General features: G+C 44.1%; 11 protein-coding genes. All 11 read right to left on the minus strand.

What is annotated here, in order from left to right; translation table 11 throughout:
• Positions 1-127 precede the first annotated feature (127 nt).
• The 11 genes from KUL49_RS04315 to odhB all read right to left on the minus strand — a co-directional run bounded on the left by KUL49_RS04315 (position 128) and on the right by odhB (position 21,754).
• Complete coding sequence (locus tag KUL49_RS04315) at positions 128-2,080, minus strand: alpha-amylase family protein (protein ID WP_131136417.1); 1,953 nt, start codon at positions 2,078-2,080, stop codon at positions 128-130.
• 123 nt (positions 2,081-2,203) lie between these two features.
• Positions 2,204-3,100 carry a PEP-CTERM/exosortase system-associated acyltransferase gene (locus tag KUL49_RS04320; protein WP_131136418.1) on the minus strand — a complete coding sequence of 299 codons (897 nt, stop codon included), beginning with the start codon at positions 3,098-3,100 and terminating at the stop codon, positions 2,204-2,206.
• Between the two features lie 96 nt (positions 3,101-3,196).
• Positions 3,197-3,685, minus strand: coding sequence for an RNA methyltransferase (locus KUL49_RS04325; protein WP_207198495.1), 489 nt, complete (start codon positions 3,683-3,685; stop codon positions 3,197-3,199).
• Positions 3,686-4,466: 781 nt separating this feature from the next.
• On the minus strand, positions 4,467-5,327 hold the full coding sequence (locus tag KUL49_RS04330; protein WP_131136419.1) for a patatin family protein: 861 nt from the start codon (positions 5,325-5,327) through the stop codon (positions 4,467-4,469).
• Positions 5,328-5,493: 166 nt separating this feature from the next.
• Positions 5,494-9,825, minus strand: a complete 4,332-nt coding sequence (locus tag KUL49_RS04335) for an alpha-1,6-glucosidase domain-containing protein (RefSeq protein WP_165477874.1) — start codon at positions 9,823-9,825, stop codon at positions 5,494-5,496.
• Between the two features lie 83 nt (positions 9,826-9,908).
• Positions 9,909-12,968, minus strand: coding sequence for a TonB-dependent receptor (locus KUL49_RS04340; RefSeq protein WP_131136421.1), 3,060 nt, complete (start codon positions 12,966-12,968; stop codon positions 9,909-9,911).
• Positions 12,969-13,257: 289 nt separating this feature from the next.
• Entirely contained in the window at positions 13,258-14,778 is a 1,521-nt protein-coding gene (locus KUL49_RS04345) for a tryptophan halogenase family protein (RefSeq protein WP_131136422.1), read from the minus strand.
• A gap of 128 nt (positions 14,779-14,906) precedes the next feature.
• Positions 14,907-17,723: a TonB-dependent receptor gene (locus tag KUL49_RS04350; protein ID WP_131136423.1), complete on the minus strand. Its 2,817-nt coding sequence runs from the start codon at positions 17,721-17,723 to the stop codon at positions 14,907-14,909.
• A 328-nt stretch (positions 17,724-18,051) separates the two neighbouring features.
• Positions 18,052-18,924 carry a succinate--CoA ligase subunit alpha gene (gene sucD, locus KUL49_RS04355; protein ID WP_012518366.1) on the minus strand — a complete coding sequence of 291 codons (873 nt, stop codon included), beginning with the start codon at positions 18,922-18,924 and terminating at the stop codon, positions 18,052-18,054.
• Positions 18,924-20,090, minus strand: a complete 1,167-nt coding sequence (gene sucC, locus KUL49_RS04360) for an ADP-forming succinate--CoA ligase subunit beta (RefSeq protein WP_014949450.1) — start codon at positions 20,088-20,090, stop codon at positions 18,924-18,926. The genes sucD and sucC overlap by 1 nt, the downstream gene beginning before the upstream one ends.
• Positions 20,091-20,242: 152 nt before the next feature.
• Entirely contained in the window at positions 20,243-21,754 is a 1,512-nt protein-coding gene (odhB, locus tag KUL49_RS04365) for a 2-oxoglutarate dehydrogenase complex dihydrolipoyllysine-residue succinyltransferase (RefSeq protein ID WP_131136424.1), read from the minus strand.
• Between the last annotated feature and the right edge of the window lie 4 nt (positions 21,755-21,758).

Here is a 21,758-nt window from a genome sequence, read left to right on the forward strand (position 1 = left end):
ACAAGATGGTGATGAGATACTACCTTGCCCGTCCGATCTGACCAATGCTCTGCATACGTATTCACGAAACACCATGTAAAAAAACATGGTGTTTCGCGTTAACTCAGCAGCATGTGATAAAACCTAATTAGAAGGCGAATACTTTAGTCTCAAGCCCTTCCAATGAGAACGAAGCGTTGTAGTTAATGCCCTCTTTTTCTAGTGTTATGCCTTCATGAGAAAGCATAGGCGCTAGCGTGATCCGATCGCTATCTTTACCTAAAACATTTGAAGGAACAACAAGCTTTATTGCACCTGTAGGCTTATCGTTAAAATTAGCCACAACCACAAATCCGTGCTCACCTTGCGCGCGCACAAAAGCAAATTGCTGCTCAGTATAGGCTGAATCTTTCACATCAAGATTTAGCGCGTGTAGGCTTTGATATTCACCTGTAACTGCAGGGTTTGTGGCAGCAATAGCCATCACGTCTTGGTAAAATTGGTGAAGTGCTTTTTCATCTTCGGTAGATTTCCCTGCATCAAACTTACCGTCGTTCATAAAACGCTGATGGGCAGGAACACCTACATAATCGAAAATTGACGTACGTGTTGGATCTCCAAAACCTGTCTCTTCGCTACCGTCTTCACCCACATCTTGACCAAAGTACAACAGCGTAGGCGAACTGCTAATAAGCGCACTCACTGCCAGCGCGGGTTTACCTTTCTGGGCACTACCGGCAAAGTCAGGGCTGGCTATACGTTGTTCGTCGTGATTTTCTAAAAAATGAAGCATATGCGGGGCGATATCATTGATTTCATCATGAATAGTAACCAGTTTGCTTACTTCTCCACTCCCCTGCATAATCGTTTTTAATGTGTCGTAGAAACCCACCTTGTCGTAAAGGTAGTCCATTTTGCCTTGGTGGATATACTCGCGATACTTATCTGGTTGATAAACTTCCGCTAGCAAGAACGCATTAGGTGCCTTTTGTTTAATACTGCTATTTAGAAACGACCAAAACTCGACAGGCACCATTTCGGCCATATCGTAGCGGAAACCGTCGACACCTTTATCTATCCAATAATGTGCAATATCTCTGAATTTATACCACGAATCTGGTACGTCTTTTCCTTGCCAAAATGCGGCATGTTCTTCAAAAGACTTATCACTGTACTCTTCAGGTAGAACTGGAAAGTCGTAAGTGCCGTCAGGCTTCACGCCATAGTTCACTTTTACGGTCTCATACCAGTCGTTTATATCCGGTTTCGAAGCTCTAGCACCGTTACCTGTCCATTTTGCTGGAAACTCTTCGAACTTACCGTCAGATAGTGGATGCTTTTCACCACCTAGAGGTTGATAGTTATCAGCTGTGGGCACTTGAAACGCTTCACCTACTACATAGTAAAAGTTGTTATCACGGGCGTATTCAACAGACGTGTCGTCGTGCGCGCCGAAATCACTTACACCTTCAGGTGCAGAAAGTGAATGGTAATCACGGGCGACATGATTAGGCACGATATCGATAATAACCTTCATTCCCGCTGCGTGAGTCCTGGCAATTAGCGCTTCAAATTCTTCTAAACGCTTGGCTGGATCATCGGCTAGGTCTGGATTAACGTTGTAGTAATCTTTAACTGCGTAGGGAGAGCCCGCTCTGCCTTTCACTACATCTGGGTCGTCGTTTGAAATACCAAAATCAGTGTAGTCATTAATCACCGCATGGTGCGGCACACCGGTATACCAGATATGACTGGTTCCCAAAGATTTTATGGCCTTTAGCGCTTCGGGAGTAAAATCACTAAACTTACCTACCCCATTGTGCTCAATTGTGCCCCAAGGCTGGTTATTTGTATTCGTGTTTCCAAACAAGCGAGTAAAAACTTGATAAACAACAGGTTTACCTTGCCTTTCAGCCGAATCGTTTAGCGTCGAACTTTCGCCGCTTTGACCAAATGGTTTCAGGCTAGCGTCTTTGGTCACCGGTTTTTGATTATTCACTGGAGAGGTCGGCCCTGTACACGCTGTTATTCCAATTGACAGCATAGCAATTGACAAGGGTTTAAGACAAAAACGAAATTGGAAATTTGGCATGGTAATCATTGTGATAAACGTAAATTATGCCAACAGGATACGCGTTAACTGGATGTTAAAAAACATGCATACGTATTCAAACATAAAAAAAACCGCCTGACGAGGCGGCTTAGTATTCCAGATAGCATGGTGTCATGCTGCATGGGCTATGCGAAGCGGTTTTCGAGTATGCTCAATGGTGGGAACGGCCACATCGCCAATAGCTTGTAACGCACTATTTAGTTCTGAATGAATCTTTCTGTGGAAACCTTTTAGTGGTTTTGCTAAATCATCAAGAAGTACATGCGGTGACAATCTATATGGCATACGTTTGCCATTGAATTCAATAGCTTCACCTACTGGATTAAAATGAATACCGAATGCCTTCATTCTTCTTGCTAACTTAGGCTCCATTAGCACATAGGCATGCTTAACGTTTAAATGAAGGCACACACTCGTTGCCATTAAGTACAGCGCAATTGAAAGATAAGGAAAATGCTCAACGTTAAATGGAACATTTTTCTTTTGTTTAACTTTTTCAATTTTTTCAGAGGGTAAGATTTTAGACCGTAACTGTCGCACTCTAAATTCTCTCGGTATTGCAAGGCGAGAGATTTCACAGACGCTTTGTGGGGACAAGTTTGAAGGTAGCAATGCACCATCGCCAATTACTTCCGCACACTTTTCTTCTAATGGAAGCGCCAAGCCAGCTTCAGTTGGCAAGACCAACCTTATCGTGCCTGCACACTCTCCTGTTGGCAAATGCTTGATGTAGCAATTGATCGCGCGATCATCAAACTTATCTTTTTCTAATGCAGTGGCATTTTTCTGCTCGAAGTTCATTTCTTCACAATACACTTTGTGTCGCGTTTTATAACTCACCTGCTTTTCACTTTCTTCGTTTGCAATCACAAGTTCGTAACGGCTAAAGAAGAAATTAGAAATACTCTCTTCGAGTGAGAAACGACTAGGGAGTACCCTAGAAAATGTTTGTGGTAGTCGACTCAGTTTGTTAGACACGGCGCCATTTAACGCTCGAACTGCGCTCATTGTTCTCATCTTCAACGCAAAGCTCCCCTGATTTAATTTATTATTAGGCTTGTGGGTAACTTCCTGTTCGCAACGACAGCCTTAGTTATTTAATTACTATTTAATCTTAGATTTGTTATTCGTATCTCTACTTTGTCTGATAAGTGCATCCCCACTTACGTAATCAGACTTTGACAGACGGTCATACAGCAACACATTTGCTGTGGCCGCTAAATTCATGCATGAAAAAGTAGGAACGTAGACAACATGATCGCACCAAGACAAAACGTCTTCGCCAATACTGCCATCTTCAGGACCTAGCAAGTAAAACGCATTGCTCGGGTGCTCAAACAAAGGTAGTGGTGTAGCACCCTCTACCAGTTCAACCGCTACGACTGACGCACCTTCAGGCACTACTTCTTTTAAGTCGTCGACCCCAATGGTCGGAATGACTTTATGAAACGCTTTCGTATCCGCATTAAAATCTTTAGCAAATCGATAGCGCTGACCAGTATAAAAAACGCTGGCCACACCATAACAACCTGCAGCTCGCAGTATAGAAGCAACATTTACGGGATTTTTCGGGTTTATTAACCCAATTGACATTTTCTGATTCGCAATTTGCACGTTTGTATTTATTTTATTTTTTATTCAGCATTTGATATTGCCACGTTCTTTTTCACGCTTCCAGATAGGTTAGCGTAAACTAACCTTAAGTATGATTAAATTTAACTAAAAAGCGGTAGACACAAAACTCGCGATTCAACTATGCCAATAAGCATTTCTGCCAATGAGCATTGGTCTCCTCTTGTTATCGAGAAGCACGTGATATTGCAAAGCGTGGTCGATTATAATTTCTATATTTTAATAACGTGTGACAGTTTGGTCTATTTACTCAATCCCTTTTTTAAGAAGGATTTAATGTTGAGATAAATGAACCATCTGAAATCTTCGTATCGTTAAAAAACAGCGTTTATTGCCACCTGTTCAGCAAGATGCAGACCAATTTAATGAAAATATTGCACATTGCCTGAAAAGTTTACATAAGAATGCTTCATAAACTCGACAAAATTCACTTTTTTCAAAATGTTACTAAAATAGGAAATATGGCAACTTATGTTCAAACGGGAAGTCAACAGCGCTAGTTATAAGCGGTGTAAGGGAAATAGCGTTGCTAAATTCAACAATTCACGCTGTGTAAGACTGGTACTAGAAGTAAGAACCAGTAACTTAAGCTTAAACTGTTGCCAAATTGAAACAGGGTAAGATACTGAAAATTTGACTTTTATTGGAGATAAAAAAAAGCTTGGAAAAAACCAAGCTCTATAAGCCTTTTGTTGCGATTTGCATACAGGCTTTGTACAGAAAGAAGAAATCAGTCTGGTAGCTATGCGCTTTTGCGCTGTCTTTCCACTGAATTCTCATAGCAATGTTTAAGATAGCGTCTTGCCATGCGCCGCCCTTGACCGTAGCCTCGCAATAACTTCCTCTTATCCATAGTTAAACGCTTAACGCAAAAAGCTTCATCAGGCGCTATCACACGGATTGTGCAGTCGTCGGGTGGATTATTGAGAAAAGCTAACGTTTCGTTATAAATGGCTGCACGCTGCAACATCTTATCGAGTAGCGCAGGCTGGTTGCCATACATCTTTTGCATTAGCCAAACAGACTTTACTTCTGGTTTTGTAAAACCTAACGGTTGAGAAAGAATAACCGTGATATCCTTCGCACCCATTTTGTATGCTTGGATAGCAGGTATTGCATCTGCCACTCCCCCGTCCAAGTATCGCGTACCGTTTATTGAAATTTCGTCTCGGTATGCAGTTGGCAACGCACAGGAAGCTACCATTAAATCATCAACATTATCTTTGGTGGCTTGTATATATTCACATTCACCTGACTCTGCATTAGTAATCCCAACATACAGTGGCATGCTGCTTTTTTCACCTGGTGCAGGAATATTCATGGACTGTTTAGAGTGATGCCATAGCCAATGAACATCTGTCATGTGCCCACCTTTTATGAAACGAAGCGGGCTAAAAAACTCTCTCTTTGTGGCGTATTGCGTAATGATGGTTTTACTAAGCCCATGCATTTTCGACACGTAGGTTGAAAGATTAGTTGCGCCAGCTGAAACACCAATCGCGAAGTCGAACGAATGGTAGTCATGTTCCATGAATTTGTCTAACACGCCTGCTGCAAAAACTCCGCGCATAGCGCCACCTTCAACAACAAGTGCACGTTTCATTTTCATCTCCTTTTGAATAAATCCAACCACTCTGGTACGACCACTATTTTCTTGGTGATACTACTAGAGAATCAAGAGATATGCCAAAAACAAAAAACCGCGAACTATGTCGCGGTTTTTAAATCTTGGTTTATTAGAAATTTACCAAATTAGCGTTTATTCGGTCTTACTTTTTCGTAACCGTTAACGTAGGTGCATTTCCATCAGGGCCAGATACCTTAAACTCGTATAGACCAGACTCTGCAACTTCAATCATTAGATTATTGTTACTTGCGCCAAGTGTTTTCGGCTCGCTAGGCGTTACTACGTTGCTTGCTGCATCGTTCGGGTTGCCAAGGTTTACTGTCGACCAGTCTTCAGAAGCGACTTTGAATTCAATACTACCTGCGCTCAATTCAATGTCTGCGGTATAAACACCTTCTCCTTGATATTCAAACATATCGACAGCTCCCCAGCCATTCATACCACCACGGATATAAACTTGAGTGTCGCCCCAAAACGCTTCTTTAAATACACCAATGGTTGGCGCATCTAAATCAGTGACGTTGAATACGAACACATAGCGGTCGGCGGTTTCAATGTTCAAAATAAGATTGTCGTTAGTGGCGGCGAGCCCCAAAGTCTGACCAGGCGCAAGGTTGCGATCTGAATCATCGGCTGATATCGCACCGAAGTTCACGGTTCTCCAATCTTCTGAAGCAACCTTAAACTCGTAAGTTCCTGGTTCAACATCACGAGAGAAAGTGTAAATACGTCCGCCTTGGTACGCAAACTCCTCAGCCGTACCCCAGTCGTTCATTGCACCACGAAGATACACTGGTGTGCTAACATAGGGCTCTTCGTTTTCAACCATAAGGATTGGTGCTTCGCTATCAGTCGCATCAATAGTAAACAGGTAGGTCGCGCTCGTCGCTGGTGTAAATGAAAGGTTGGTATTAGTACGTGCAAGAACCTTTTCTTCGCCCGCTATTACTGTACCTTCTTCACCATCCGCTGCACCAAAGTTCACTGTACTCCAATCTTCAGATGCGAATTTGAATCCATATGTAACGCCACCTTCAAGTGTAGCTGTTACGGTGTACTTACCGTCACCCTGATAGGTAAATGCATCATCCGTTGACCAACCATTCATATCTCCACGCAGGTAAGCGATGGTGTCGCCGTAAGGAACAACATCAGGCGCACCAGACGTGGCATACGCTGATAGACCATATCCTTGAGCTCCAGACTGTGGTTTTACGAAAACAGCAATAGTTAGTGCAGGAACGGTAAAGGTTCCATTACCATCTTCACCTTCTACAAATGTGGCGCCGCGTACCGCAGCATCGACAGAATTCATTTGTGTGGCGTGAAGCGAAAAACCTGTTGCTGTGTTTACCGTGATAGACTTCTCTTCATACCCCGTATTCACAAGCACCATAACCGCATCATTCATCATGTCTAAATCTTGGCGAGGTACTTCGCTGTTTTCAGATATGCCGTCATCAATGCTCATCGCTATAAGACCACGCTGCTGGCGTGCGCCAATATTGTGGAATCCTATACGGTCGATGATGTCTTCAGCGGTGGTTAATCTAAACAGCGGACTTGTCATTCGAATATTAAGCAATTCTGCAAACACATCAGAGGCAAACATTATATCTGCCATTGAGGCCGCGCGATTTGGATTGTAAATGAATTCACCCATTTCTTCCCAACGGGCTTCGTTGTCTTGTGCCAACGGTAAACCTACGTTCCAGTTGTTCGTTTCGTAGGTGAAATCGACGTAGTTAAACCAGTCGCCCGCATCATAGGTATTTCTATCCATTGATTTTGAGCGAAGCATGTCGCCGCCCATTTGTAAAAATGGAATACCTTGAGACACAAGATTAATACCCATTGCTACATTTTGGGCACGAACCCGCTGTTCTAGAGTAATATCTTGTGGAAGCGTGTAGTTTAACTGATCCCACAGTGTTTCATTATCGTGCTTCGACACGTAGTTAATGATATCCGCAGGATCTTCTGCATAGCCGCCTAAGTTACTGGTAGCGCCTGCACTTCCTGAAGACGTCTCCAAAACATAGTCTTTTAACGTTCCGATCATGCCCATTTTTACACGGTCTTGCGCGCTTAATAGCCCTTCATCATCCGGTCTAAAGATAGCGCCCTGGCGAATAGCTTCGCGAATACGGTCGTTATAGGTACCAATCTCGGTACCAGCCATATTGAGCTGGCTCGCTTGCTCGTAACCGCGCTCTATTTTAGTCCAGCCTTCACCGTAGAAATAGTTGTCAGCATCGATAGCTTGGACTGCATCACGCAAGCGTACCATAGTGTCTTTTGTAGCTTGGCTCATGATGTCGAAACGGAATGAATCATACTTATAATGCTCAGTCCACATGAGCAGCGAATCTTCCATGAACTTTTCCATCATGACATTGCGAGGCTCTGTGTCATCACAGCACGTTTCACGAACAATCGCACCAGTATCCACTTCATAACGGTGATAGTAGCCCGGTACCGCTTTGTCTAATACTGACTTACTGAAAACACCCGACGCATTGGTATGGTTATAGACTACATCAAGTGCAACACGTAGCCCCATCTCGTGAAGTGCTTGGATCATGGCGCGCATTTCTACAATGCGTTCTACACCCTCTGCACTCGACGCATAGCTGCCTTCCGGTGCGTTAAAGTGATGAGGATCATAGCCCCAGTTGAATGTGTCTAGATTGCGTAAATCATTAGTAAGCTGCTGGGCTTTACCCGCTTGAGATAAAGGATCGTAACCGTTGTAAACGTCAATTAGCAATGCATCAGCGCTTTCTTCTTCACATACCGCAGCACTGCTATTTAAGCGACACAGTTTGCCTACCGTATCGTATAAATCTACCGTTTTTGTTGGATCCTCATCGATAGTTGCAATGTCATTTGCTGGAAGTATATGGAAGTAAGTAAGCCCTGCTTCAACAAGCTTTTTAAGGTGCTCAACAGGTGCTGTGCCCTCTTCAGTAAAGGCAAGGTATTTACCTCTATTTTCCTCAGACGTAGACATATCACGTACGCTAAAGTCACGAACGTGTCCTTCGTAAATGACTGCATCTTCATAATTCTCAACCGTCGGAATAGTATGAGTATCCCAGCCTTGTGGTTTTAAATCATCATCAGCTAGATTTACGAAGCGAGAGAAACGGCCGTTTGTGCTTAGTGACACAGAATATGGGTCTGTAACAAGCAGCGTTTCTACATTCCCCGTAATAGGGTGATAGACGGTAACTTCATAACGGTAAAGCTGACGGTCAAGGGACATATCGCCTTCATGACGCCAGACGCCAGACGTATCATCGCGAACCATATCAATACGCTGGCTTAATGTCTTGTTGTCGTTATAAATCAGAAGATCAACATTCGAAGCAGTAGGCGCCCACAATGCGGCAGTAATACCTGTATCAGAGTAGATACCACCAAGTTGAGCTTCGTCGGCATCGTCTTCACCGAGCGTATATAGTGCGTCTATTCCGTTAGCCAGTTGGATCCCGGTCGCAACAACAAGCGCACCGTCAGCGTCGTACCCCCCTACTACGGCTTGTGTCGTCAACACGGTTTTAGCATCTTCAACCGACCAGTCGCCTTCCCAAGCCTGCATAGCAGATAAGTGCGGCGCACGGGCAGATTGCTCTTCGGTAAGTGTTGTACTCATTAACGTTACTTGAGTACCGTTAATACCCTCTTCCAGCGTGCTCTCTAAGTCAGCCTGTGCTGAATAGTGAAGTTTCACCTCTGAAACGGTTTCAGGTACGTCCCATAAAATAGTGTTGGCATCTAACCAATGCGCGCCAAAACCCTCGATATCAACAGGCTGTGGACCAAGAGACATGATAGGGAACTCAAATATGGTTGCCTCGCCAGAAAGGGTAAAATTCATGCGTACAAATGTTTCATCATCTTGTACTAAAGAACCCTGGAAGTCTCCGCCCCCCATTTCTTTTCCGGCATCGTCAGTGCCTTTGTGGATGATGAAATTGTGGCAGCTTCCATACCCGTCTTTAAGGTCTAGAATCCAATACGCACCATAGTTTGGATCGATACCGCTATGAATGCGACCGTTGGCCCAATCCGTGTCTGCGTCAGCATAAGCATCACACTCGTCATTGTTCCAAGTATGTAGTCTCCAGCCTTCATAAGCTGCATCGTTACTTGAGTTATCAGCGTCAACAGCAGCCCGATTATAATAAAGTACAGCTTGATTAGATGAAGGGGTAAATACAGGTGCAGGTAAACTTGGATCAGCACCGGCTTCACATGCATCGTTCGCTTCATTAGGTACGAGCGGCGCATCGCATTGAATAGGTGGTGGCGGTTCACAAGCCGTACCTGATGAATTAGGTACATTTGGAACCTCACAGGTAAGCAGATCGTTGGTGCCCGACTCTACGCCCGAGCCACCGCAACCTGCAAGTGTATATGCGCCTACTACGAGTAACGCAGCGCGCACTACTCTTTTTTTAGTAAACATAGAATTCTCCTGAATATTTTCGCTACTTTTGGCAACCGAATATTCCTTCGTGTTGCTAAATAAATTACCTAAGATGCTGATTTTCATAGTTGATATGTCATCCCTAGGTAATATTGCGTTCCAAAGTATTGGATAGTGCCGGTTTGCTCTTCTGATGAGAAATAGCTCTTCGTTGGCTCGTCTGTTAGGTTATTAACTTGAAATAGTACGCTCCAATTGTCGTTAATCTCGTACGACGCTTGGTAATCAACAACCAATTCTTCATCAAAGTTAACCACCTGGTCGTTTACCGCTACTTGCTGCGAAACAAATGCATCGCGATATCGGCTGGACAAGCGAGTTTCAAAACCTTCGTATTCCCAAAACACGGTTAGAGTAGCAACGTTTTCAGAAAGACCTGGTAAGTTAGCGGCATACACGTCATCACCTAGCGTGCGTTGAATTTCACTTTCGGTGTAAGAGTAACTTGCGCTAACGCCTAAGCCTGACCACATGCCAGGCAGCATGCTATAAATTTGCGTATAGGCGATTTCTAAACCTCGAATATAGCCACCTTCGGCATTGTTTACGGCTGTGCTGTAGCTACCATTTTCAGTGGGGACGGTAATAAAGATAGGGTCGCCATTTTCATCGAGCGCTAGTTCGGCTTCCTGCCCTGCAAACTCTGGCGTCAAGTAAACCGGCACGCTTACATTGTCAGGAATAATAATGCCGTTTTCTTCAAAATCATAAGGATCTATTTCGATGTCTTCTACAAACGATTCAATGTCTTTGTAAAAGCCAGCAACAACTAATGCGCCTTCCGTATCTGAGAAATAATACTCCCACGAAACGTCGTATTGAGTTGCATAGAATGGCTCTAAATAAGGGCTGTTACGAGCGTTACCGCTAACCCTTGCTGTAGGGTTGGAAAGCGTAATTTCGCCCGAATCTCTGTCTTGGAAAGCAGTAACAGGTTCAATAGTCGTTGACGCATTCGCGGCAAAACGGTTTATTGGCGCTCTGCCCATCACTTTTGCAGCAGCTACACGAAGTTGCGTGTCATCTGTAAGTTTAAAGTTCAGGTTAATTGAAGGTAAAACGTCAGAATATTCGTGACTTATCAACGCTGGGCGATAAAAGTTATTGATTAACCCTACGTCGTCGGTAATGTTTTGTGCTCCAGCCGTAGGATCACTAACTTCAACCGATGTTCCGGTCTCTAAATCTTCAATAAACCGAGTAGCACGCTGTAGCGTCGTTGAACTCTGTTTACTTTTAACGTAACGAACACCAACATTACCTGTAACAGGAATACTGCCAATTTCTGTATTAATGTTTGCCATCAAGTAAGCAGAATTCACAGTTTCAAATACATCCCCACTTTCTTGTAGTGTCCATGCTGTTGAAGCAGTACCTGTTTCTGGAGCGTTAATTACACCGGCAGCACCTGGCCCCCACGTTTGAACAGGCTGTGGTCTACCGCCTGGGAACCAAGCATTAAGTGCACTGTCTAGATCAACGGAAAGATAACTTGGAAAATAATCAAAATCACCGCTCCAATTTACCTGTTCGACCATATCAGAAGTTAACTGAAGTGGCGGTTCGCTTACTGAGAATGCACTGTCGTTTCCGTATTCAAATACAGAGCGGTCGTTGCTATATTCTCGGTCTGAGTAACGATAGCCAAATTCAAAGCCAGAAATGATTGGCACATCGACATAATATTGGAAGTCTACGCGATAGGCGTCTAACTCATCTTTATTTTCATACGGATAAATACCGTATTTACTTACCATTACTCGGTCTAAATCTGTGAAAGCATCACTTTGATTGAAACCGATATCAGGTAAGTTTAAACCGTTGAGCAAATAAGATATTTGGACGTTTTCGTCGAACACGGGGTTTGCCGCTGTCGCGTCTTCGCCAACAAGCGACCACAGTAAACCGTTTCTAAAGTCGCTTTCAGCACTTGAACGGGAGACGTCAAACTGAACCGCTAAATCTGGCGATATCTCCCAATTAGCATTCACGCCTAAGTTAGTAACACTGTCGAAGTCTTGATTGTCGTCGTTTACCAACTCAACACGGGTAAAGCTATTGTCTGTACGAGAAAATGTGCCGCCAATTACGCTCCTGTTAACTATTACAGGGTTAGTTATACCGGCATTTATTCCGCCTAGCTTAACGCGAAAGCCACGGGCAAAGGCTTCGGAATCAAATTTAGAAATGAAAGCATCAGCTTTAAGTGTAAAGGTATCGATAGGTGCCCATTCAAACGCCGCAACGTAACCATCACGAGTCTCTTCCCCGCCCTTGTGCTGCATTTCAAAACCCTCTGAAATGAGTTCACAGTTAGGCGCTATTTCCTCTTCGGTACACTCAGAATTTGTGTAAATCCCGTCTACGTCCGTTACACCATTGTAGGCAAGACCAATGAATTGAGTCGAAACACTCGGTTGGAATAAACGAGCATAACCTAGTGATACACCTAGCGTATCATCAAGGAATTTACCTTGATATGAAAAACTCAGTCTATGTCCATACTCTGTAGCATCACTCACCTCTGACGCTCTATCATTGTACATACCACGCATGTTGGCGCTGAATTTATGCTGCTCTTCAATGGCAAGTGGTGATGCAGTTTTAAGTTCTACCGTACCCGCTATTCCCCCCTCAATAAGCGATGCCTTGGGAGATTTATAAACCGCCGCCTCACTAATAAGCTCTGAAGGATACTGATCAAACTCAATTGCCCGGCTTCCGCTGGTCGATACCTGCTCTCTACCGTTTAATGTAGAAAACACAAAGTCACCGGATAGACCACGAATGTTTATCTGCGCGGCTTGCCCCCCGGTTCTTACCGCAGAGATACCCGGCAAGCGGGTCAGTGCATCCGCCATCGACACATCGGGAAGTCCGCCCAAATCGTCTGCAGATATTTGTTCAGAAACCGTATCGGAGAAACGTTTCTGGTTTAGTGATTGGATCAAGCTGGTACTAAAACCACGTACTTCAATACGCTCTAAGGTATCTTCTTGTGGTCGTTCAACTTCGTCTATTGAGGTGTCTGGAGACTCTTGGGCATAAAGAGGAGCTGCACTAAACGCGACCCCACTACTTATCAAGGCCGCCATGATAGTGCTGGGTTTGAATGTTTTCATTGGTGTCCCATTCCTTGTTTATTATCGACACTTTTAGGACTACCACACCCAAAAATGCCTTTTATGGTTCAACACCAAATACTACTGTTTTGTATAAAAAGGGAGCAATGCTATGCATACGTATTCATTTACATCGGCGCAACATATTTTTAATTCTCCAATAAAAAACAGCAAAATTGTAACATTTCATCCTTAAAAACGAATAAAGCAGCCATGTGGCTGCTTTATCCTTTACCAGTTTAGTTAGCTAATGCGTTCGTTCGCAGCACTTCTAACCATATGAAATTATTCAACTCATTGCGCGTTTATACTTTGCAACCATCCCATTTATATACTCGTCATGTGTTGGCAACTTAGCAATGGGCTCTTTTTTGATTTCCAACAACCTTGTTAACATTTGATTTAACTGAACTTCAGGCACACTGTTTACCAAACCGTGATAATCCTTAGGAGTAATCCCCTGACCGTACAAGACCTGTAGCCATGAGCTTTCAAGGAATAGATCATTTTGTTCTCGTAGCAGATTTCCGCTTTCTTTAAACAACGCAATTTTATGTGCTAAGGAATCGGGCAAAGTAATATTTCGCATATCATTGAAAAAGACGCTATCGGTTCGCTCATTTACGGTGTAATGCAAAACAAGAAAATCTCTGATTTGTTCAAACTCTAATTCAGACTGCTTGTTATATTCCGTTTCCAAGCTCGGTGCAAAGCCGTTGTGGGGAAACAGCTGAATTAAGCGAACAATTGCAGATTGAATGAGGTGAATACTGGTAGATTCAAGTGGCTCTAAGAATCCACTTGATAGACCTACTGCTACTACGTTTTTGTACCACTGCTTACGTCGTCTGCCCGTCGTAAACTTTATCAGTTTAGGGTCACCCAATGGTTTGGTATCTAAGTTTGACAACAAGGTGTCACAGGCCTGATCATCGCTGATATAGCGTGAACTATATACGTGGCCATTACCATTTCTGTGTTGCAGTGGGATCCTCCATTGCCAACCCGCATCGTGGGCAATAGAGCGCGTGTAAGGCGCGGTTTTTTCATGTCGCTCAGACGGTACAGCAATGGCACTATCACAAGGAAGTAAGTGAGACCAATCGTCGTAACCAGCGCCCAGCGCTTCCTCTATCAATAGCCCCTTAAAGCCCGTGCAATCAACAAATAAGTCCCCTTCAACCACGTCCCCACTTTCTAAGTGAAGTGCTTGAATAAAACCGCTGTGGGTAAAACGTTGTACACGTGAAATTTTACTTTCTTTGCGTACAACCCCCATATTTTCACTCAGCTTTCGTAAATACTGAGCGTATAAACTGGCGTCAAAATGATAGGCGAAAGGTAGCTCAACAACTGGGGCTTTGGCATTTATCTGCGCAAATCGTCCCGCTTCAGCGGCATGGTAATTTAGGTCAAAATCCCACAGGTCGTCTTTTAGGCCTTGCTGGCGCGCCTTTACCCAATAGTGATGAAAATGACAAAACGCCATGCTTTTGCCCGGCGCACCAAAGGTGTGATAGTAGCTTTCACCCTTCGCTTTCCAATTTTCGAACCGTATAGCAAGTTTTATCGTTGCTTTAGTATCATGAAGAAACTGTGCTTCGTCGATACCTAACACTTGGTTTACTAGGCGTATTGGGGGGATGGTAGCTTCTCCAACACCGACCGTACCAATCGCTTCAGATTCAACCAGAGTAATATCAACTGCTTTACCCAACACCTTTTTCATTAATGATGCAGCTAACCAACCTGCCGTTCCACCGCCGGCAATCACAACACGCTTTACTGGATTATTATGAGGGTCTTGCATAAACGTCTCGCAATTCTTAACAACATTATCGAAAAGTTCCTTTCATACAAAAAGAAAAGCCACCATTTGCTCTTTTTTAGCACAAGCTAAAAAATAAAGCTGCTGGTGGCTTTACACACATGTAACAATTAGAACTTGTAGTTAAACCCTAATAGGTAGTTAGTTCCGTATGTTTGGAACTGAGTAATTTGACGATCGTCAGTAGCTGAAGCTTGTACATCATCTTCATCTGTCAGGTTCTGCGCTTGCAATGTAACGCGCAGACCTTCTAAATACTCGATACCAGATTCGCTAAAGTCATAACCAATTTGAGCATCTACGAGCGTACCGCCTTGCTTTGTTGCATCAACAAGCGAAAGACTTGGACCTCTTTCCTCAGTCAGGAACTGGTCTCGTTTTGTTGCAGCCAAACGGAACTCAAAGCCAGCATTTTCATAAAAGAAAGTCATACTGTACGACTCTTCAGACAAGCCAGGAATACGAGTTTCAGTTTGGCCAGGAGCCGGGTCAACTTCACCGTCCATGAAGGTTGCACTCGCGAACAAGCCAAAACCTTCAAGTGAATTGTGGATCATGTCAAAGGGTAGTGAACCTTGAAGTTCGTAACCACGCACGAACCCCTCGAAACCATCTAATACTCGGTTAACTTGCCCTTCAAATAACACTGGAGTTTGACCTTCAGAGCCTTTGTGCAAATCTGGAATATAAAATTCACTAAAGTCTTCTACAATTGAAGTGTCGCGATGCCAGTTTTTTATATCCTTATAGAAGAAAGACACAGCCACATAACCCGTATCGGCAAAGTAGTTTTCGTACGCCAAGTCGAATTGATTTGCCTCAAGTGGTCGCAGCTCAGGGTTGCCCGCACTACCACTCCATGGGCCATTTTCAAGGCTATCGCTAGTAATTTGTCCGTCATTGAAAGCAAATGTAAACTGTGTATTTGGACGCATATCATCCATACGAGGGCGAGAAATTACTTTGCTTAAGCCCAAGCGTACGAATTGACCTTCAGCAACTTCTGCAGATAAATTAAGTGTTGGAAGCACATCTGTATAGTCTGTGCCACCCGATATAGGGTTTGCAATAGTGTACCCTACGGTATCTGATGTAGTAGAAAAGCCTGTAGATTCTTGATCCGCACTTACTACTTGCAGGCCTACGTTACCGCGTATCCAAATATCACCAAATTCCATCTCTAGGTCTAGTTTGGTGTATAAAGTGAGTAGTTCTTCATCAACGGTGTAAGTATCACCTAGACGGTCATTTTGAACACGGCTCGCATCGTTTTCAATATAGTAACCACTTTCATATAACGCCAGTGAGTCATATGCAAGTACACCATTAATGCCGATAAAATTAAGGTTAGTTACACCAAGTACATCAGGAATTGCTGCATCATCTGGATAGGAAGGCGCTGTAAGATATGCACCATTGTTATCTTTAGATTTTGAGCGGTCAGAGTAAACAACACCTGCAGAAAGGCCCGTTACAACGCCCCACTCAACATAACCTTTAACGTCGAAACGAAGGGTATCAAGCTCTTCTTCAAAAAGCGGCTGGTTTACGAAGCCGTCTTGTCCATCGGACTCTAATAAAGGTGGAGCTCCCCATGCTTGCGGTCCAGCTAAACTAATGAGTGATGGATCTGTAAGGTCTACTGGCGCAATGGTTGGGTGGTCAGAAAACAGTACGCCTGTCGACGTCATTTCCCAACTGCGTGCAGTAAGGGGACGTCCGTCAATCCCTGCACGACCAACACCAGAATAACTCTCAACCTCAATAATTTCTTTTTCAACTTTGCCTGTTGAATAATCGACTTCTAACGTCCAAGAATCATTAATTTGATACTCAGCGTTAATACCAATAGTAGTAAGGTCCGCTTCTTGGCGACGAGCATCGTTACGTACAATACTATAGAAACCGTCGAATTCACCGCTAGTTACCAAGCCATTCTCCACGCCAGTAACTGTGTAGGTATTGGAGCTCCACTCAGCACCACCTTCTTCAAGACCACGACGCACATCGTTTTCAACAAAATCAATGTAAAGCGCATCAAGCTGAACATTTAATTTATCAGTCGGCGCCCACTCTACAACAGCGGCAAACGAGTCTCGTTCAAGCATTGCGGAACGCTGAAATGAATCATGGCCGCCAAGCACCACTGTTCCTTCCGGAACGTCTACGGGATCAAGGTCACGACGAGGATTGTCTAGACCAACTTCAGGATAACCCCAAATTCTCAGGTGCTGCTCTTGACGAGGAGATTCCATGCTTGCAACTGTCAACGCTAAACCAATCGTATCGTTGGCAAATTGATCGACAAAGTTTACAGAAATGCGGTGACCGTCGTTGTCAAAATCTGGGTTTGGAGAGTCTTCAGCATTCTTTTCGAACGTGCCGTTTACGGTAAACGTGCTTTCTGCCGTTAGAGGCTTAACCGTTTGAAGGTCAATTGAACCACCGATATTTTGGGTAGTCATGCCCGCTTCTGGTGTTTTGTATACCAGAATGTTTGAAATGATTTCCGTTGGATAAAGGTCAAACTCAACCCCACGGTTGTCACCCATACCTAGAAGTTCACGACCGTTTAGTGACGTACCAACGTAGTTCTCGTTAAAACCACGAACAGAGATACCACTTGTACGACCGTTACGACGTTCACCAGTTACACCAGGAAGACGTGCGATTGATTCTGCAATACTGGTATCTGGTAGCTTACCAATATCTTCTGCTGATAACGCTTCAACAATTGAAGTGTTATCCATTTTGATTGCTTGAGCACGCTGTAAGCTGCCGCGAATACCGCTAACTTGAATTACTTCAAGATTTGCTTCATCAACAGCATCAGTGTTTGCATCTTGTGCAAATGCTGGTGCACTACCAAACGCCATACCGCCTGAAATAAGCGCAGCTTTAATTAGGTTGGGTTTAAATTGTTTCATAAAACGGGTGTCCCATACGGTTATAGTTGTTGTCTTTTTGTTGTTCTTATGACAATTAAATGACAATACATCTCGTCGGCATAATGCTATAGAGGACCTAGGGTTTGCACAATTGCCTGCATACGTATTCAATAAAATTTGTGCAACACGCCGTTAACAAAGGATATGCAGGCCTTTATGTAATTTAACAACACAATATGGATTATACGGGGCTTTTACGGCAGATAGTTGTAATTTTGTTACATGAATTTCTGCAAAGTTGTTAATAAGCGCGCACAAAAAAGCCCGCTTAAAGCGGGCTTTTATCACAAAATTGTTAAGCGTTAGCTTACCAACCTGTAGTCTCGCGAAGCGCCTTGCCGATTTCAGCAAGTGAACGTACAGTTTTAACGCCAGCGTCTTCTAGTGCTTTGAATTTCTCATCAGCAGTACCTTTACCGCCTGCGATGATTGCACCAGCGTGACCCATACGCTTACCTGGAGGAGCAGTAACACCAGCAATGTAAGAAACAACAGGCTTGGTCACATTAGCTTTAATGAACGCTGCTGCTTCTTCCTCAGCAGTACCGCCGATCTCACCGATCATTACGATAGCTTCAGTTTGCGGATCGTCTTGGAACATCTGAAGGATGTCGATGAAGTTAGAACCAGGAATTGGGTCACCACCGATACCAACACAAGTAGACTGGCCGAAACCTTCGTCAGTAGTTTGTTTAACTGCTTCGTACGTAAGTGTACCAGAGCGAGAAACAATACCTACTTTACCAGGCTTGTGAATGTGACCAGGCATGATACCAATCTTACACTCTCCAGGAGTGATAACACCTGGGCAGTTTGGACCAATCATGCGAACGCCTTTTGCTTCAACGTATTCTTTAACGTAAAGCATGTCTAGCGTTGGGATACCTTCAGTGATACATACGATTAGCTCGATACCCGCATCTGCAGCTTCAACGATTGAATCTTTACAGAAAGGAGCTGGTACGTAGATAACTGTTGCAGTTGCGCCAGTTGCTTCTACCGCTTCACGTACAGTATTAAATACTGGAAGACCTAAGTGTTCAGTACCGCCTTTACCTGGTGTAACACCACCAACCATTTGCGTACCGTAAGCAATTGCTTGCTCAGAGTGGAATGTACCCTGACCGCCAGTGAAACCCTGACAAATTACTTTAGTATCTTTATTAATTAATACAGACATTATTTGCCCTCCGCTGCAGCAACTACTTTCTGCGCTGCATCAGTTAGCGATTCAGCAGCAATGATATCAAGTCCAGAGTTCGCTAGAACTTCACGGCCAAGCTCTGCATTGGTACCTTCAAGACGTACAACTACAGGTACTTCTACGCCAACTTCTTTAACCGCACCAATGATACCTTCTGCAATCATGTCACAGCGCACGATACCACCGAAGATGTTAACCAATACTGCTTTAACATTGTCATCAGATAGGATGATTTTGAATGCTTCAGCTACACGCTCTTTAGTTGCGCCGCCACCAACGTCTAGGAAGTTAGCTGGCTTGCCGCCATGTAGGTTTACGATGTCCATCGTACCCATTGCTAGGCCTGCACCGTTAACCATGCAACCTACGTTACCGTCTAGCGCAACATAGTTTAGTTCCCACTGAGCAGCATGAGCTTCACGCGCATCTTCTTGTGAAGGATCTTGCATATCTTTCAGCTTAGGCTGACGATATAGCGCGTTACCATCGATACCTACTTTCGCGTCTAGGCAGTGTAGGTTACCGTCAGTTTTGATAACTAGCGGGTTGATTTCGATAAGCGCAACGTCAAGCTCTTCAAACATCTTAGCTAGGCCAAGGAAGATTTGAGTGAATTGCTTGATTTGTACGCCAGAAAGACCTAAAGCAAACGCCATTTCGCGCGCTTGATAAGGCTGAGGACCTACAATTGGGTCGATTTCAGCTTTAAGGATTTTCTCTGGAGTTTCTTCTGCAACAGTTTCAATCTCAACGCCACCTTCAGTAGATGCCATGAATACAACGCGACGGGTTGTACGGTCAACTACTGCACCAAGGTAAAGCTCGTTAGCGATATCTGTGCAAGATTCAACTAGGATTTTGCTCACAGGCTGACCGTTTTCGTCAGTCTGGAAAGTCACCAAATTTTTGCCAAGCCAGTTTTCAGCGAAAGCGCGAATGTCGTCTTTGTTTTTAACTAGCTTTACACCGCCAGCTTTACCGCGACCGCCCGCGTGTACCTGACACTTAACTACCCACTCGTTTCCGCCAATTCGGTCAGCGGCTTCTACAGCACCTTGAGCAGTGTCTGCTGCGTATCCTTCAGAAACAGGCAAACCGTATTCTTTGAATAGCTGCTTACCTTGGTATTCATGCAAATTCATGGTGTTTCTATCCGATTTTTAGTAAGACAAAAGCCGCAAATGCGACTTGATTAGTTTGACTGATATTATAGGGCAAATATCAGCGTTGCGTTAGGCGCAAAGCAAGCATACACAAGCTAAGCGCCTAACCACAATTCCGTGAGACGAAAGTCTTATACGTCTAGAAGTAGACGTGTTGGATCTTCTAGCATCTCTTTAACTGTTACCAAGAACCCAACTGATTCTTTACCATCGATAATACGGTGGTCATAAGAAAGCGCTAGGTACATCATTGGTAGAATTTCTACTTTGCCATTAACTGCCATAGGGCGATCTTGGATTTTGTGCATGCCCAAGATTGCGCTTTGCGGCGGGTTAATGATTGGTGTAGACATTAGTGAACCAAACACACCACCGTTGGTGATTGTGAAGTTACCACCTTGTAGTTCAGCCAGTGACAGTTTACCGTCACGACCTTTAAGTGCTAGTTCCTTAATTCCTTTTTCAACACCTGCCATGCCAAGCGTGTCAGTATCTTTAAGTACTGGAGTTACAAGGCCACGTGGTGTCGAAACGGCAATCGATACGTCGAAGTAATTGTGATAAACAATATCATCACCGTCGATTGACGCGTTAACTTCTGGGAAGCGCTTAAGTGCTTCAGTAACTGCTTTAACATAGAACGACATAAAGCCTAAACGAATGCCGTGACGTTTTTCGAAGCTCTCTTGATACTGTTTACGAAGGTCCATGATAGGCTTCATGTTAACTTCGTTAAACGTAGTTAGCATTGCCGTAGAGTTCTTCGCTTCAAGAAGACGATTCGCAATAGTCTTACGAAGACGTGTCATTGGAACACGCTTTTCGGTGCGGTTGCCCGTTGGCAAGTCTGCTACTGGTGCTTCAGCTGCTGCAGGCGCCGCCTTAGCTGAGCTGTCGCCACCTTTAAGGTACTTCTCTACGTCTTCTTTAGTGATACGGCCATTTTTGCCAGTGCCTTTCACTTTAGCTGCGTCAACACCTTTTTCTGCGAGTAAACGACGAACAGAAGGACTAAGCGCATCGCTGCTCTCGTCACTGTCATCGCTTTCGCTTGACGCTGCTGGAGCAGAAGCGCCGCTTGCTGCACCTTCTACAAATTTAGCAATCACTTCTTCAGCTGTTACGGTGGCGCCCTCTTCTGCGATAATTTCAGCAAGAGAACCGTCTGCAGGAGCAACAACTTCTAGTACTACTTTATCAGTTTCGATATCAACCAAGTTTTGGTCGCGAGAAACTGCTTCACCTACAGCTACGTGCCACGTTGCGATTGTCGCGTCAGCTACAGATTCAGGAAGTACTGGTACTTTAACATCAGATGTTTTTCCAGAAGCCGCTGGAGCCGCATCTGATTTAGAATCGTCTTTCGCTTTGCTTTCTGTTTTAGCTTCTGCTGGTGCAGCAGCACCACCCTTTTCTAATTTAGCAATAACTTGCTCGCCTAAAACAGTTGCACCCTCTTCGTTTAGGATCTCACCAATTGTACCGTCCGCTGGCGCCACAACTTCTAAAACCACTTTATCAGTTTCAATATCAACCAGGTTCTGGTCTCGTTTAACTGCGTCACCGGCCTTTACGTGCCAGGTTGCAATGGTGGCATCGGCAACTGACTCAGGTAGAACCGGAACTTTTATCTCAATTGTCATTACT

The organism is Alteromonas sp. KUL17 (assembly GCF_006538305.1).
Taxonomy (GTDB): domain Bacteria; phylum Pseudomonadota; class Gammaproteobacteria; order Enterobacterales; family Alteromonadaceae; genus Alteromonas; species Alteromonas macleodii.